Annotated in this window: 12 protein-coding genes; all 12 read left to right on the forward strand. The window is 64.1% G+C overall.

The window, feature by feature from the left end; genetic code table 11:
- Nucleotides 1-78: 78 nt before the first annotated feature.
- The 12 genes from thpR (at nt 79) to ACFE72_RS20980 (ending at nt 14,221) form a co-directional block, all read left to right on the forward strand.
- Entirely contained in the window at nt 79-615 is a 537-nt protein-coding gene (gene thpR, locus ACFE72_RS20925; RefSeq protein WP_375415038.1) for an RNA 2',3'-cyclic phosphodiesterase, read from the forward strand.
- A gap of 219 nt (nt 616-834) precedes the next feature.
- Nucleotides 835-2,010 (forward strand): cell division protein ZapE, encoded by a 1,176-nt coding sequence (gene zapE / locus ACFE72_RS20930; RefSeq protein ID WP_375415039.1) that lies wholly within the window; start codon nt 835-837, stop codon nt 2,008-2,010.
- Between the two features lie 129 nt (nt 2,011-2,139).
- The gene (mdh, locus tag ACFE72_RS20935; protein WP_375415040.1) at nt 2,140-3,108 is read left to right on the forward strand and encodes a malate dehydrogenase; all 969 of its coding nucleotides are present in this window, start codon (nt 2,140-2,142) and stop codon (nt 3,106-3,108) included.
- 134 nt (nt 3,109-3,242) lie between these two features.
- Entirely contained in the window at nt 3,243-4,442 is a 1,200-nt protein-coding gene (sucC, locus tag ACFE72_RS20940) for an ADP-forming succinate--CoA ligase subunit beta (protein WP_375415041.1), read from the forward strand.
- A 118-nt stretch (nt 4,443-4,560) separates the two neighbouring features.
- Nucleotides 4,561-5,445 carry a succinate--CoA ligase subunit alpha gene (gene sucD / locus ACFE72_RS20945; protein ID WP_375415042.1) on the forward strand — a complete coding sequence of 295 codons (885 nt, stop codon included), beginning with the start codon at nt 4,561-4,563 and terminating at the stop codon, nt 5,443-5,445.
- Nucleotides 5,446-5,577: 132 nt separating this feature from the next.
- On the forward strand, nt 5,578-8,535 hold the full coding sequence (locus ACFE72_RS20950; protein WP_375415043.1) for a 2-oxoglutarate dehydrogenase E1 component: 2,958 nt from the start codon (nt 5,578-5,580) through the stop codon (nt 8,533-8,535).
- Nucleotides 8,536-8,792: 257 nt separating this feature from the next.
- On the forward strand, nt 8,793-10,067 hold the full coding sequence (gene odhB / locus ACFE72_RS20955) for a 2-oxoglutarate dehydrogenase complex dihydrolipoyllysine-residue succinyltransferase (protein WP_375415044.1): 1,275 nt from the start codon (nt 8,793-8,795) through the stop codon (nt 10,065-10,067).
- 64 nt (nt 10,068-10,131) lie between these two features.
- Nucleotides 10,132-10,533, forward strand: a complete 402-nt coding sequence (locus ACFE72_RS20960) for an MAPEG family protein (protein WP_375415045.1) — start codon at nt 10,132-10,134, stop codon at nt 10,531-10,533.
- 33 nt (nt 10,534-10,566) lie between these two features.
- Nucleotides 10,567-11,313, forward strand: a complete 747-nt coding sequence (locus ACFE72_RS20965; protein WP_375415046.1) for an SDR family oxidoreductase — start codon at nt 10,567-10,569, stop codon at nt 11,311-11,313.
- Nucleotides 11,314-11,345: 32 nt separating this feature from the next.
- Nucleotides 11,346-12,749, forward strand: coding sequence for a dihydrolipoyl dehydrogenase (lpdA, locus tag ACFE72_RS20970; RefSeq protein ID WP_375415047.1), 1,404 nt, complete (start codon nt 11,346-11,348; stop codon nt 12,747-12,749).
- 39 nt (nt 12,750-12,788) lie between these two features.
- Nucleotides 12,789-13,319 carry a hypothetical protein gene (locus tag ACFE72_RS20975; protein ID WP_375415048.1) on the forward strand — a complete coding sequence of 177 codons (531 nt, stop codon included), beginning with the start codon at nt 12,789-12,791 and terminating at the stop codon, nt 13,317-13,319.
- Nucleotides 13,319-14,221 carry an alpha/beta fold hydrolase gene (locus tag ACFE72_RS20980; protein ID WP_375415049.1) on the forward strand — a complete coding sequence of 301 codons (903 nt, stop codon included), beginning with the start codon at nt 13,319-13,321 and terminating at the stop codon, nt 14,219-14,221. Before ACFE72_RS20975 ends, ACFE72_RS20980 begins: the two co-directional genes overlap by 1 nt.
- Nucleotides 14,222-14,360 lie beyond the last annotated feature (139 nt).

The following is a 14,360-nucleotide window of genomic DNA, read 5'->3' on the forward strand; positions in this document are numbered from 1 at the left end:
GACTTGTTTCGGGGCATGATCTTATCCGAAAACCGGCCTCCACTTTTCGGGATCATGCCCTAGCATCGGGAGTTTGCGATGCCGCGTTTGTTCACGGGACTGGAAATACCGGCCGAGATCGGCCAGACGCTTTCCAATTTGCGCGGCGGCCTTCCCGGCGCGCGCTGGATCGACCCCGAAAATTACCACGTCACCCTGCGCTTCATCGGCGACATCGACGGCGTCGCGGCCAACGAGATCGCCTCGCTGCTGTTTCGGATCAACCGCAAGCCGTTCGAGGTGGCGCTGCAGGGCCTGTCGAGCTTCGGCGGCAAAAAACCGCGCGCGGTGGTCGCCTCCGTGGTGCCGAGCCGGCCTTTGATCGAGCTGCAGGCCGAACTGGAACGGCTGATGCAGCGTCTGGGGCTCGGCCCGGAGGGACGCAAATTCACCCCGCATGTGACGCTGGCGCGGCTGCGCGACGCCTCCAATCAGGATGTCGCCGATTATCTGTCGGTACGCGGCTATTTCCCGACCCGGGTATTCACGGCGCAGCGTTTCGTGCTGTTCTCGTCGCGGGCCTCGACCGGCGGCGGACCTTATGTGGTCGAAGACTCTTATGCGCTGAGCGCGTGAGGGCGCCACATCTACGGCGTCGCCGCGCAGGCGGGACCTATAGCCTCCGCTGCCCGCGATTGGGCACAGCAGCGCCACGGCCACCGCGAGCAACACCGACGACGGTGGTTATGGGTCCCCGCCTGCGCGGGGACGACGATGGGTGCTCGAGGCGGCGCATATCTCTGTCCGCAATTCGCATCTTGCAATTTTGCGCGCGCTGAGGCCGTAAGGGACGTCATGACCCCGCCCGCCTCGTTCCGCGACCACTATCAAGCTCTCGTCTCCTCCGGCGCGATCGAGGCCGACACCGCGCAGGCGCGCGCCGTCGAGGCGTTCACCGCCCTCGAGGAGCGGCTTTCGCGCTACAGGCCGGCGCGCAAGCAAGGACTGCTGGGCCGGCTGTTCGCCGACAATGACGACGCGCCGCGCGGGCTTTACGTCCACGGCGAGGTCGGCCGCGGCAAGACCATGCTGATGGACCTGTTTTTCCAGCACAGCCCGGTGGCCCACAAACGCCGCGCGCATTTTCACGAATTCATGGCCGACGTGCACGAGCGCATCTACGGCTTCCGCCAGAACATCGCGCGCGGCGAGATCGCCGACGGCGACGTCATCGCGCTCACCGCCGAATCGATTTTCGGCCAGGCCTGGCTGTTGTGCTTCGATGAGTTTCACGTCACCGATATTGCGGACGCGATGATCCTCGGACGGCTGTTCGCAAAACTGTTCGAGCACGGCACGGTGGTGGTGGCGACCTCCAATGTCGCGCCGCAGGACCTTTACAAGGATGGCCTCAACCGCGCGCTGTTCCTCCCCTTCATCGCGCAGATATCGGCGCATATGGACGTGCTGCGGCTCGACGCCCGCACCGATTTCCGGCTGGAAAAGCTTGTCGGCGTCAGGATGTGGCTGGTACCTGCCGATGCGAACGCGGATGCGGCGCTCGACACCGCATGGGCGAAGATGACCGGGAGCGCGCCGTGCAAGGCGCGCGACATCCCGCTCAAGGGCCGGGTGCTGCATGTGCCATGCTCGGCCCACGGCGTGGCGCGGTTTTCCTTCGCGGATCTATGCGAAAAGCCGCTCGGTGCGTCGGATTATCTGCGGCTGGCGCACGACTATCACACCATCCTGATCGACCATATTCCGGTGATGGGCTACGCCGAGCGCAACGCCGCCAAGCGCTTCATCGCGCTGATCGACACGCTGTATGACAACGCCGTAAAACTGATGGCCTCCGCGCAGGCCGATCCGGTGTCGCTGTATCGCGCGACCGAGGGCGTTGAAGCCAACGAATTCAAGCGGACGGCGTCGCGGCTGATCGAGATGAGCTCGGAAACGTATCTGGCGCTGCCCCACGGCCGCAAGGATTCCGCGGCCAGCGGGTCGAGCACGGGGCTGGTGGAGACGTAAGCCGTCGTCCCGGAACGACGAGTGGCCAACAATCGGGCGGCCCCGGCTTGAACGGCTCCGTCGAAAGGGATAACCACCACCTCCAGCATCCCACCTTCTTCCCCTTCGGCTTTCAAAGGACTGATTCCCATGGCGCGTGACAAGATTGCTTTGATCGGCTCCGGTCAGATCGGCGGAACGTTGGCTCATCTCATTGGTCTGAAGGAGCTCGGCGACGTGGTGATGTTCGACATCGCCGAGGGCATTCCGCAGGGCAAATCGCTGGATATCGCGCAATCCTCGCCGGTCGACGGCTTTGACGCGCATTTCAGCGGCGCCAATTCCTACGAGGCGCTCGATAACGCCAAGGTCTGCATCGTCACCGCCGGGGTGCCGCGCAAGCCCGGCATGAGCCGCGACGATCTCTTGAGCATCAATCTCAAGGTGATGGAGCAGGTCGGCGCCGGCATCAGGAAATACGCCCCCGACGCCTTCGTCATCTGCATCACCAACCCGCTCGACGCCATGGTGTGGGCCTTGCAGAAGGCTTCCGGCATGCCGCACAAGAAGGTGGTGGGCATGGCCGGCGTGCTGGATTCCTCGCGCTTCCGCTATTTCCTCGCCGACGAGTTCAACGTCTCAGTGGAAGACGTCACCGCCTTCGTGCTCGGCGGGCACGGCGACACCATGGTGCCGCTGACGAAATATTCCACGGTGGCCGGCATTCCGCTGCCCGACCTCGTCAAGATGGGCTGGACCTCGCAGGCGCGCATCGACGAGATCGTCGACCGCACCCGCAACGGCGGCGCCGAGATCGTCAATCTCCTGAAGACCGGTTCGGCCTTCTACGCGCCGGCGGCGTCGGCGATCGCGATGGCGGAGAGCTATCTGCGCGACAAGAAGCGGGTGCTGCCCTGCGCGGCCTATCTTTCCGGCGAATTCGGCGTGAAAGACATGTATGTCGGCGTGCCGGTCGTGATCGGGTCGAAAGGCGTCGAACGCATTGTCGAGATCGAGCTTGCCGGCAAGGACCGCGAGGCGTTCGACAAGTCGGTTGGCGCGGTGCAGGGTCTGGTCGATGCCTGCAAGAAGATCGCGCCCGACCTGCTTGGCCGCTGATGGCGGCCAGGCCGGGCACCGCGCATTCCGGTCCGGCAGCCGATCACCGAAGCGGCGCAGATTGCAGTTTCTGTGGTATGTGGTATGCCAGACGTAAAGCGAGCGTAATCGCATGAGGTCCGGGGAACGTCCAGATGAACATCCATGAATACCAGGCCAAGGCGCTGCTGCATGATTTCGGCGTTCCGATTTCGCGCGGCGTGCCGATCCTGCGGCCGGAGGATTCCGATGTCGCCGCCAAGACGCTGGGCGGCCCGGTCTGGGTGGTGAAGAGCCAGATCCATGCCGGCGGCCGCGGCAAGGGCAAGTTCAAGGAAGCCTCCGCCGGCGACAAGGGCGGCGTCCGCATCGCCAGATCGATCGCCGAGGTCAATGAATTCGCCAGGCAGATGCTGGGCGCCACGCTGGTCACGATCCAGACCGGCCCGCACGGCAAGCAGGTCAACCGGCTCTATATCGAAGACGGCTCCGACATCGACAAGGAGTTCTACCTTTCGGTGCTGGTCGACCGCGAGACCGGCGAGGTGTCGTTCGTGGTGTCCACCGAAGGCGGCGTCAACATCGAGGACGTGGCGCATACAACGCCGGAAAAGATCGTGACCTTCTCGGTCGACCCCGCCACCGGCATCATGGGCCATCACGGCCGCACCGTCGCCAAGGCCTTGGGCCTCACCGGCGATCTCGCCAGGCAGGCGGAAAAACTGGTGACGCAGCTCTACACCGCGTTCACCGCCAAGGACATGGCGATGCTGGAGATCAATCCGCTGGTGGTGACCAGGCAGGGCGATCTGCGCGTGCTCGACGCAAAGGTCTCGTTCGACGGCAATGCGCTCTATCGTCATCCCGACGTGATGGCGCTGCGCGACGAGACCGAGGAAGACGCGAAGGAAATCGAGGCGTCGAAATACGACCTCAACTACATCACCCTGGACGGCACCATCGGCTGCATGGTCAACGGCGCCGGCCTCGCCATGGCGACCATGGACATCATCAAGCTTTACGGCATGGCGCCGGCGAACTTCCTCGACGTCGGCGGCGGCGCCAGCAAGGAAAAGGTGGCGGCCGCGTTCAAGATCATCACCGCCGATCCCAATGTGAAGGGCATCCTGGTCAACATCTTCGGCGGCATCATGAAATGCGACATCATCGCGGAGGGCGTGGTCGCCGCGGTGAAGGAAGTCGGATTGCAGGTGCCGCTCGTGGTGCGGCTGGAGGGCACCAATGTCGATGCCGGCAAGAAGATCATCCGGGAGTCGGGCCTGAACGTGCTGCCGGCGGACGATCTCGACGACGCCGCGCAGAAGATCGTGAAGGCGGTGAAGGACGCGGCGTAATGCACGGTCTGCTTTTTAGTTCGTCATGCCCGCGCCGGTCGCGGGCATCCGTGTCTTTCACTTTCAAACAAGACGTAGATGGCCGGGACAAGCCCGGCCATGACGTCGGGGGTTGCTGATGTCCGTCCTGATCGACAAGAATACTAAAGTCATCTGCCAGGGTTTTACCGGCAAGAACGGCACCTTCCACTCCGAGGCCGCAATCGCCTACGGCACCAGGATGGTCGGCGGCACCTCGCCGGGCAAAGGCGGGTCGGTGCATCTGGGCCTGCCGGTGTTCGACACCGTGGGGGAGGCGAAGCAAAAGACCGGCGCCGATGCGTCCGTGATCTACGTGCCCCCGCCGGGGGCGGCCGATGCCATCTGCGAGGCGATCGAGGCGGAAATTCCGCTGATCGTCTGCATTACCGAAGGCATCCCGGTGCTCGACATGGTGCGCGTCAAACGCTCGCTGTCGGGATCGAAATCGCGGCTGATCGGGCCGAACTGTCCGGGCGTGATGACCGCGGGGGAATGCAAGATCGGCATCATGCCGGCCAACATCTTCAAGCCCGGCAATGTCGGCATCGTCTCGCGTTCGGGCACGCTGACCTATGAGGCGGTGTTCCAGACCACCCAGGAGGGGCTCGGCCAGACCACGGCGGTCGGCATCGGCGGCGATCCGGTCAAGGGTACCGAATTCATCGACGTGCTGGAGATGTTCCTGGCCGACCCGAAGACCACCTCGATCGTCATGATCGGCGAGATCGGCGGCTCCGCCGAGGAGGACGCGGCGCAGTTCATCCAGGACGAGGCCCGGCGCGGCCGCAAGAAACCGATGGTCGGCTTCATCGCCGGCGTGACCGCACCCCCGGGCCGCCGCATGGGCCATGCCGGCGCCATTATTTCCGGCGGCAAGGGCGACGCGGCATCCAAGACGGCGGCGATGGAAGCTGCCGGAATCACGGTGTCGCCATCTCCGGCCCGGCTCGGAAAGACCCTTGTCGAAAAATTGAAGTCTTAATTCAATTCTTGGTTCTTTTCGGCGCGAAACTTCGCCCCGAATAGGCTAAAAGCTGGTTATCACGCCGATCCGCCGCCGGATCGGCTGTTCCGACGCTTTCCCGAGCGCTACGCCAATCATCAGGACGCAATTATGTCTCGTCAGGACACGAATGCCGCTTTTGCCCTCTCCTCGTTCCTGCAGGGCGCCAACGCCACCTATATCGACGACCTCTACGCCCGCTATGAGAAAGAGCCGGCCTCGGTGGACCCGGAATGGCAGGATTTCTTCAAAAGCCTGAAAGATGCGCCCGCGGACGTCCTGAAGAACGCCGACGGACCGTCCTGGGGGCGGGATAACTGGCCGCTTACCCCGCGCGACGACCTCACATCGGCGCTTGACGGCAACTGGGCTGAGGTCGAGAAGGCGGTTGGCGGCAAGATCGCCGCCACAGCGCGCGCCAGGGGAACCGATGCGAGTTCCGCCGACGTGCACCAGTCGACGCGCGATTCCGTCCGCGCCTTGATGCTGATCCGCGCCTACCGCATGCGCGGACACTTTCACGCCAAGCTCGATCCGCTCGGCCTTGAGCCGCCGCGCGATCACGAGGAACTCGACCCGCGCTCCTACGGCTTCACCGATGCCGATCTCGACCGCAAGATTTTTCTCGATCACGTGCTGGGGCTCGACTACGCGACGCTGCGCGAGATCGTCGCGATCTGCGAGCGCACCTACTGCCAGACCCTTGGCGTCGAGTTCATGCATATCTCGAACGGCGCGCAAAAGGCCTGGATCCAGGAGCGCATCGAAGGCCCGGACAAGGAAATCAGTTTCACGCCCGAAGGCCGCCGCGCGATTCTCAACAAGCTGGTCGAAGCGGAAGGATTTGAAAAATTCTGCGACCTGAAATTCACCGGCACCAAGCGCTTCGGTCTGGACGGCGCCGAATCGCTGATCCCGGCGCTGGAACAGATCATCAAACGCGGCGGCAATCTCGGCGTGAAAGAAATCGTGGTCGGCATGCCGCATCGCGGCCGCCTCAACGTGCTGACGCAGGTGATGGCCAAGCCGCACCGCGCCCTGTTCCATGAATTCAAGGGCGGTTCGGCCAATCCCGATGCCGTCGAAGGTTCGGGCGACGTCAAATATCACCTCGGCGCCTCGTCGGACCGGGAGTTCGACAACAACAAGATCCACCTGTCGCTCACCGCCAATCCTTCGCATCTGGAAATCGTCGATCCGGTCGTGCTCGGCAAGGTGCGCGCCAAGCAGGACCAGCACGGCGACCCGCCCGACCAGCGCATCTCGGTCATGCCGCTGCTGATGCATGGCGACGCGGCGTTCGCCGGCCAGGGCGTGGTGGCGGAGTGTTTCGGCCTGTCCGACCTGAAGGGCTATCGTACCGGCGGCTCGGTGCATTTCATCGTCAACAACCAGATCGGCTTCACCACCTATCCGCGCTATTCGCGTTCGTCGCCATATCCGTCCGACGTGGCCAAGATGATCGACGCGCCGATTTTCCATGTCAATGGCGACGATCCCGAAGCCGTGGTGTTCGCCGCCAAGGTCGCGACCGAATTCCGGCAGAAATTCCACAAGCCGGTCGTGATCGACATGTTCTGCTATCGCAGGCATGGGCACAACGAAGGCGACGAGCCGATGTTCACCCAGCCCTTGATGTACAAGAAGATCGCGACGCAGCCGACCACGCTCGATATCTACGCCAAGCGCCTGATCGCCGAAGGCGTGATGACCGAAGCCGACGTCGAGAAGGCCAAGGCCGACTGGCGCGCACGCCTCGATGCCGAACTGGAAGCCGGCGCGGGCTATAAGCCCAACAAGGCCGACTGGCTCGACGGCAAATGGGCCGGGTTCAAGACCGCCGACCAGGAAGAGGATCCCCGCCGCGGCGTTACCGGCGTCGATCTGGCCCTGCTGAAGGATATCGGCCGCAAGATCACCCGGGTGCCGGACGGTTTCCGCGTTCACCGCACGGTGCAGCGTTTTCTCGAAAATCGCGCCAAGGCGATCGAAAACGGTGTCGGAATCGATTGGGCGACCGGCGAGGCGCTGGCGTTCTGCACCATGCTGGAGGAAGGGCATCATGTCCGGCTGTCCGGGCAGGACTCCGAGCGCGGCACCTTCTCGCAGCGGCACTCGGTGTTGATCGATCAGGAGGACGAAACCCGCTACACGCCGTTCAAGCACCTCGGGCCCGATCAGGGGCGCTACGAGGTCATCAACTCGCTGCTGTCGGAAGAGGCGGTGCTCGGCTTCGAATACGGCTATTCGCTGGCGGAGCCGAAGGCGCTGACGATCTGGGAGGCGCAGTTCGGCGATTTCGCCAACGGCGCGCAGGTGCTGTTCGACCAGTTCATCTCCTCCGGTGAGCGCAAATGGCTGCGCATGTCAGGCCTCGTCTGCATGCTGCCGCATGGCTATGAGGGGCAGGGGCCGGAGCATTCTTCCGCAAGGCTGGAGCGCTTCCTGCAGATGTGCGCCGAAGACAATATGCAGGTGGTCTATGCCACCACGCCGGCCAACCTGTTCCACGTGCTGCGGCGGCAGTTGAAGCGCGAAATCCGCAAGCCCCTGATCATGATGACGCCGAAATCGCTGCTGCGCCACAAGCGCGCGGTGTCGCGGCTCGACGAGATGGGCGCGGACACCACGTTCCATCGCCTGCTTTACGATGACGCGCAGATGCACCCCGACGACACCATCAAGCTGGTGGCGGACGACAAGATCAGGCGCGTGGTGCTGTGCTCGGGCAAGGTCTATTACGACATCTACGACGAGCGCGAAAAGCGGGGCATCGACGACATCTACATCATGCGCGTCGAGCAGCTTTATCCGGTGCCGCTGAAGGCGCTGGTGCAGGAGCTCGGACGCTTCAAGGCTGCCGAACTGGTCTGGTGCCAGGAAGAGCCGCGCAACATGGGCGCATGGCATTTCATGGAGCCCTACCTCGAATGGGTGCTGAACCAGATCAACGCGCCGAACAAGCGTCCGCGCTACGCCGGGCGCGCGGCAGCGGCGGCCACCGCCACCGGGCTGATGTCGAAACATCTGGCGCAGCTCAGGGCGCTGCTGGACGAGGCGCTGAGCTGATGTATCACCGAAGTCGTCATGCCCGGCTCGTCCCGGGCATGACGCGTTCTTCGAGCCCATTGAATTCAAGACGTGGATGGCCGGGACAAGCCCTACCGTATGACACATCTCGGCCGTCATTGCCGGGCTTGACCCGGCAATCCATCCTTTCGCAAAGACTCTTGCGAAGATGATGGATACGCGGGTCAAGCCCGCGTATGACGGAAGGCGTGAATCCAGCAGGGTCCAAACGGCATGACGCGAGAGGAAATGAAACCATGACCGAAATCCGCGTCCCCACGCTCGGCGAGTCCGTCACCGAGGCGACCATCGGCCGCTGGTTCAAGAAGGCCGGCGATGCCGTTGCGGTCGATGAACCCTTGGTCGAGCTTGAAACCGACAAGGTTACCATCGAAGTCCCGGCGCCTTCGGCCGGCACGCTGGGCGAGATCGTCGCCAGGGACGGCGAGACGGTTGCGGTCGGCGCATTGCTGGGACAGATCAATGAGGGCGGTGCCGCCAAGCCTGGCGCCGCGCCCGCAAAGGCAGCGGACGCGCCGGCCAGGCCCGCTGCCGCTGCCGCTCCTGCCGCTCCCGCCGCTGCGCCGGCGGCGCCCGCTGCCGCGCCGGTTCAGAAGACGCCGCCGGCCGATGCGCCGCTGGCGCCTTCCGTGCGAAAAATTTCCGCCGAGAGCGGCGTCGATGCCGCAACCGTGCCGGGCTCGGGCAAGGACGGCCGCGTCACCAAGGGTGACATGCTGGCCGCCATCGAGAAGGCCGCCGCCGCGCCGACCCCGGTCAACCAGCCCGCCGCCGCGGTGCAGGTACGCGCGCCGTCGCCGGCCGACGATGCCTCGCGCGAGGAGCGGGTGAAGATGACGCGGTTGCGCCAGACCATCGCGCGCCGGCTCAAGGAGGTTCAGAACACCGCGGCCATGCTGACGACCTTCAACGAGGTCGACATGAGCCATATCATGGCGATGCGCGCCCAGTACAAGGACGTGTTCGAGAAGAAGCACGGCAGCAAACTGGGATTCATGGGCTTCTTCACCAAGGCCTGCGTGCAGGCGCTGAAGGATATTCCGGCCGTGAATGCCGAGATCGACGGCACCGACCTGATCTACAAGAACTATTATCACATCGGCGTCGCCGTCGGCACCGACAAGGGCCTGGTGGTGCCGGTGGTGCGCGACTGCGACCACAGGTCGATCGCCGAGATCGAGAAGAGCATCGCCGATTTCGGCAGGCGCGCCCGCGACGGCCAGCTCAAGATCGACGAGATGCAGGGCGGCACCTTCACCATCACCAATGGCGGCATCTACGGTTCGCTGATGTCGACGCCGATCCTGAACGCGCCGCAGTCGGCCATCCTCGGCATGCACAAGATCCAGGAACGTCCGATCGCGGTCGCCGGCAAGATCGAGATCCGGCCGATGATGTACCTGGCGCTGTCCTACGACCATCGCGTCATCGACGGCAAGGAAGCGGTGACCTTTTTGGTGCGGGTGAAGGAGAGCCTGGAGGACCCGGCGCGGCTGGTGCTGGATTTGTGATATATGGCAACCGCGGCGGTGGGGCACAGGCTTATGGTAATCTAGTTACGGCAAGAGGAAAATCATGCAGCCGCTGCCGACCGAAATCGTCATGCTCGGCATTGGCGTCATCCTGCTGATCGTGCAGATGTTCCTGCAGTCGGTTTCATCGGCCTTCGAGGTAGGCGGCGAATACAAGGCCGGATCGCGCGACGACGTACGCCTGGTTCGGGGAAAGTTCGCCGGCCGCGCCGACCGCGCGTTTCGCAATCTGCTGGAGACATTTCCGGCTTTCGCCGCGCTGGCGCTGGCGCTGGCAGTCACCGGCAGGAACGGCGGATACGGCGCGCTTGGCGCCGAAGTGTGGGTGGCGGCGCGCGTCCTGTATGTGCCGCTGTATCTGTTCCATATTCCGTTCGCGCGCAGCCTCGCCTGGTTTGTGTCGATGTTCGCGCTGGTCGCGATGCTGGTGCGTCTATTCGAGTAGAATTGCCGAGCCGGGTGAAGTGGGGGGTGAGATTTGACCGACAGCGTTGTTGTGATCACCGGCGGCAGCCGCGGCATCGGCCGCGCCGCCGCAATTGCCGCCGCGGCGCGCGGTTTTAAAATCTGCGTCGGCTATGCCAGCAATGAAGCCGCGGCGCGCGACGTAGTCGCCGCCATCGAGGCGAAGAACGGCAAGGCTATCGCAGTGAAGTGCGATGTCGGCAGCGAGGCGGACATTCTGGCGCTGTTCAAGGCGGCCGACGAATTCGGCACGCTCGGCGCGCTGGTCAACAATGCCGGCATCGTCGGCGTCACCTCGCGGGTCGACGAAATGTCCGCCGAACGCATCCGGCGCATGATGGCGGTCAATGTCACCGGCAGCATTTTATGCGCGCGCGAGGCCGTCAGGCGCATGTCGACCCGGCATGGCGGCAAGGGCGGCGTCATCGTCAATCTGTCGTCGGTGGCGGCCAAGCTCGGCTCGCCCAATACCTATGTCGACTACGCGGCGTCCAAGGGGGCGATCGATTCCTTCACCATCGGGCTCGGCCACGAGGTCGCCGGCGAGGGCATCCGCGTCGCGGCGATCCGGCCCGGCCTGATCGATACCGACATCCACGCCTCCGGCGGCGAACCCGATCGCGCGCATCGGTTGGCGCATATGGTGCCGATGAAGCGGGTCGGCTCGGCGCAAGAAATCGCCAATGCCATCGTCTGGCTGCTGTCGGAGGATGCCTCCTATGTCACCAGCGCGATCCTGGATGTGTCGGGCGGGCGATAACATCTGTCACGGTGATGAGCTAGGAAAACATCATGGCCACTTACGATCTCGTCGTTATCGGCACCGGTCCCGGCGGCTATGTCTGCGCGATCCGCGCGGCGCAACTCGGCATGAAAGTCGCCGTGGTCGAGAAGTGGCCGACTTTTGGGGGCACCTGCCTCAACATCGGCTGCATTCCCTCCAAGGCGCTGCTGCAGGCGTCGGAACGTTTCGAGGAAGCCGGTCACGCGCTGCCGAAGATGGGCGTCGTGGTCGGCAAGCCGAAACTCGACCTGCCGGCGATGATGAAGTTCAAGGCCGACGGCATCGACGGCAACACCAAGGGCGTCGCCTTCCTGTTCAAGAAGAACAAGATCGATGCTTATTCCGGCACCGGGCGCATCGCCGCCGCCGGCAAGGTCGAGGTGAAAGCGGCCGACGGCGCCATTGAGACGCTGGAGACCAGGAACATCGTCATCGCCACCGGCTCGGATGTGGCCAGGCTGAAAGGCATCGAGATCGATGAGAAGCGCATCATCTCCTCGACCGGTGCGCTGACGCTCGACAAGGTGCCGGAAAAGATGCTGGTGATCGGCGCCGGCGTGATCGGGCTCGAGCTCGGCTCGGTATGGCGGCGGCTCGGATCGGAAGTCGTGGTGGTGGAATTCCTCGACCGCATTCTTCCGGGCATGGACGGCGAGATCGCAAAATCCTTCCAGCGCATCCTCGAAAAACAGGGCATCACCTTCAAGCTCGGCGCCAGGGTCACCGCTATCGACACTTCCGGAAACATGTTGAAGTCGCGGGTCGAGCCGGCCGCCGGCGGCGCCGCGGACACCATCGACGCCGATGTGGTGATGGTCTGCATCGGGCGCGTGCCTTACACGGAAGGGCTCGGGCTGAAGGAAGCCGGCGTGCAGCTCGACCAGCGCGGCCGGGTGCAGACCGACGGACATTTCGCCACCCATGCGAAGGGCATCTATGCGATCGGCGACGTCATCGCCGGTCCGATGCTGGCGCACAAGGCCGAGGACGAAGGCATCGCGGTCGCCGAAATCCTCGCCGGACAGGCCGGCCATACCAATTACGACGTCATTCCCGGCGTGGTTTACACCTCGCCCGAAGTCGCCGCCGTCGGCAGAACCGAGGAAGAATTGAAGGCGGCCGGCGTAACCTACAACATCGGCAAGTTTCCCTTCACGGCCAATGCACGAACCAAGGTCAACCAGACCACCGACGGTTTTGTTAAGATTCTCGCAGATGCGAAGACGGATCGTGTGCTCGGCGTCCACATCATCGGCGCGGAAGCCGGCGAAATGATCCATGAAGCCGCGGTATTGATGGAATTCGGCGGCTCCGCAGAGGATCTGGCGCGCACCTGCCACGCCCATCCGACGCGCTCGGAAGCGGTCAAGGAAGCCGCGCTTGCGGTTGGCAAACGCGCCATCCATATGTGATCATTGTCCGGTGCAGGACCGGACGGTGGACCGATATCTATGTTGCGCCGCGTTCTGCAGCCGCTGTGGGTTCTGCTCGCGCTGATCTTTTTGATCGAAGCGTGGCTGTGGGACCATCTCGAGCCGGTCGTCGCGCGCGTGGTGGCGTGGATTCCGCTGCGCGCGTTCAAGGCCTGGCTTGCCGAGCGCGTCGACGCGTTGTCGCCGGCAATGACGCTGGTGGTCTTCATCGTGCCGGTGATCCCGCTGTTTCCACTGAAACTGGTCGGCCTGTGGCTGCTCGCCCACGAATACTGGGTCAGCGCCGTCGTCATCCTCGTCCTTGCAAAATTCCTCGGCGTCGGCGTCGCGGCGTTCATCTTCGACGTGACGCGGCCGAAACTGTTGCAGATGGCGTGGTTCGACAAATTGTATCAGTGGGTGATGACCATACGCGCCAGGGCCCGCGCGATCGTGGATCCCGTCAAGGCACGTATCAAGGCAATGATGGGCGCCGCCCGCGGCGGCTGGTCGTCCCGCCTGCTGCGGATGGTCCAGCACTATCGCAAGCGCGTGCGCGAGGCGCGGTAATGGCGCCGGCGCAGCCTGCCCGCGTTCGAACCGCCGTGCTCGACGTCGCCTATGAGCAAAGCGGTCCGGCCGATGCGCCGCCGGTGCTGCTGCTGCACGGCTTTCCCTACGATCCACGCGGCTTCGAGGCGGTCGCTGCCATCGTCAATGCCGCGGGCTTTCGCACCATCATCCCCTATCTGCGCGGCTATGGCGGCACGCGGTTCTTGTCGGCGGATACCCTGCGCTCCGGCGAGCAGGCCGCGCTCGGACAGGATCTGCTCGAGTTGCTCGACGCGCTTCGCATCGAGAACGCCGTGCTGGCCGGATATGATTGGGGCGGCCGCGCCGCCTGCGTGGTGTCGGCGCTGTGGCCCGAGCGCGTGACGGGCCTGGTCAGCTGCACCGGCTACAACATCCAGGACATTGCGAATTCAGCCAACCCTGCCGATCCGGAGCAGGAGGCGCGGCTGTGGTATCAGTATTATTTCCATACCGGGCGCGGCCGCAACGGCTTGATCCGGAAGCGGCGCGAGCTTTGCCGCCTGCTGTGGAAGATGTGGTCGCCGGCCTGGGCGTTCGATGATGCGACCTTCGACCGGACCGCGGCATCCTTCGACAATGAGGACTTTGTCGACGTCGTAATTCACTCGTATCGGCATCGCACCGGCAGCGCGGCCGGGGACCCGCGTTACGCCGCTGTCGAAGCAAGGCTGGCCGCGCAGCCGAACATCGGCGTTCCGGCCATTAATCTTCATGGCGAGGTTGACGGCGTGACCCCGGCCAGCCTTTCGGAAGCGCACGGCAAGCACTTCACCGGGCCATATCAGCGCCGCGTGCTGGCCAGTGTCGGTCACAACGTGCCGCAGGAAGCGCCGCAGGCGTTCGCCGATGCGGTGCTGGAGCTTTGCAGCACCGCGTAGATTGTTCTCGCGTCGCGGACGCGGCATCCTTCATGCGCTCCGCAGAGCCGGGACCGCACCAACCCAAACGTCATGGCCGGGCTTGACCCTACTGGATGCACACATCTCGCCGTCATGCCCGGCCTTGTGCCGGGCATCC

It is taken from the genome of uncultured Bradyrhizobium sp. (genome assembly GCF_964252615.1).
In the GTDB taxonomy this organism is placed as follows: Bacteria; Pseudomonadota; Alphaproteobacteria; order Rhizobiales; family Xanthobacteraceae; genus Bradyrhizobium.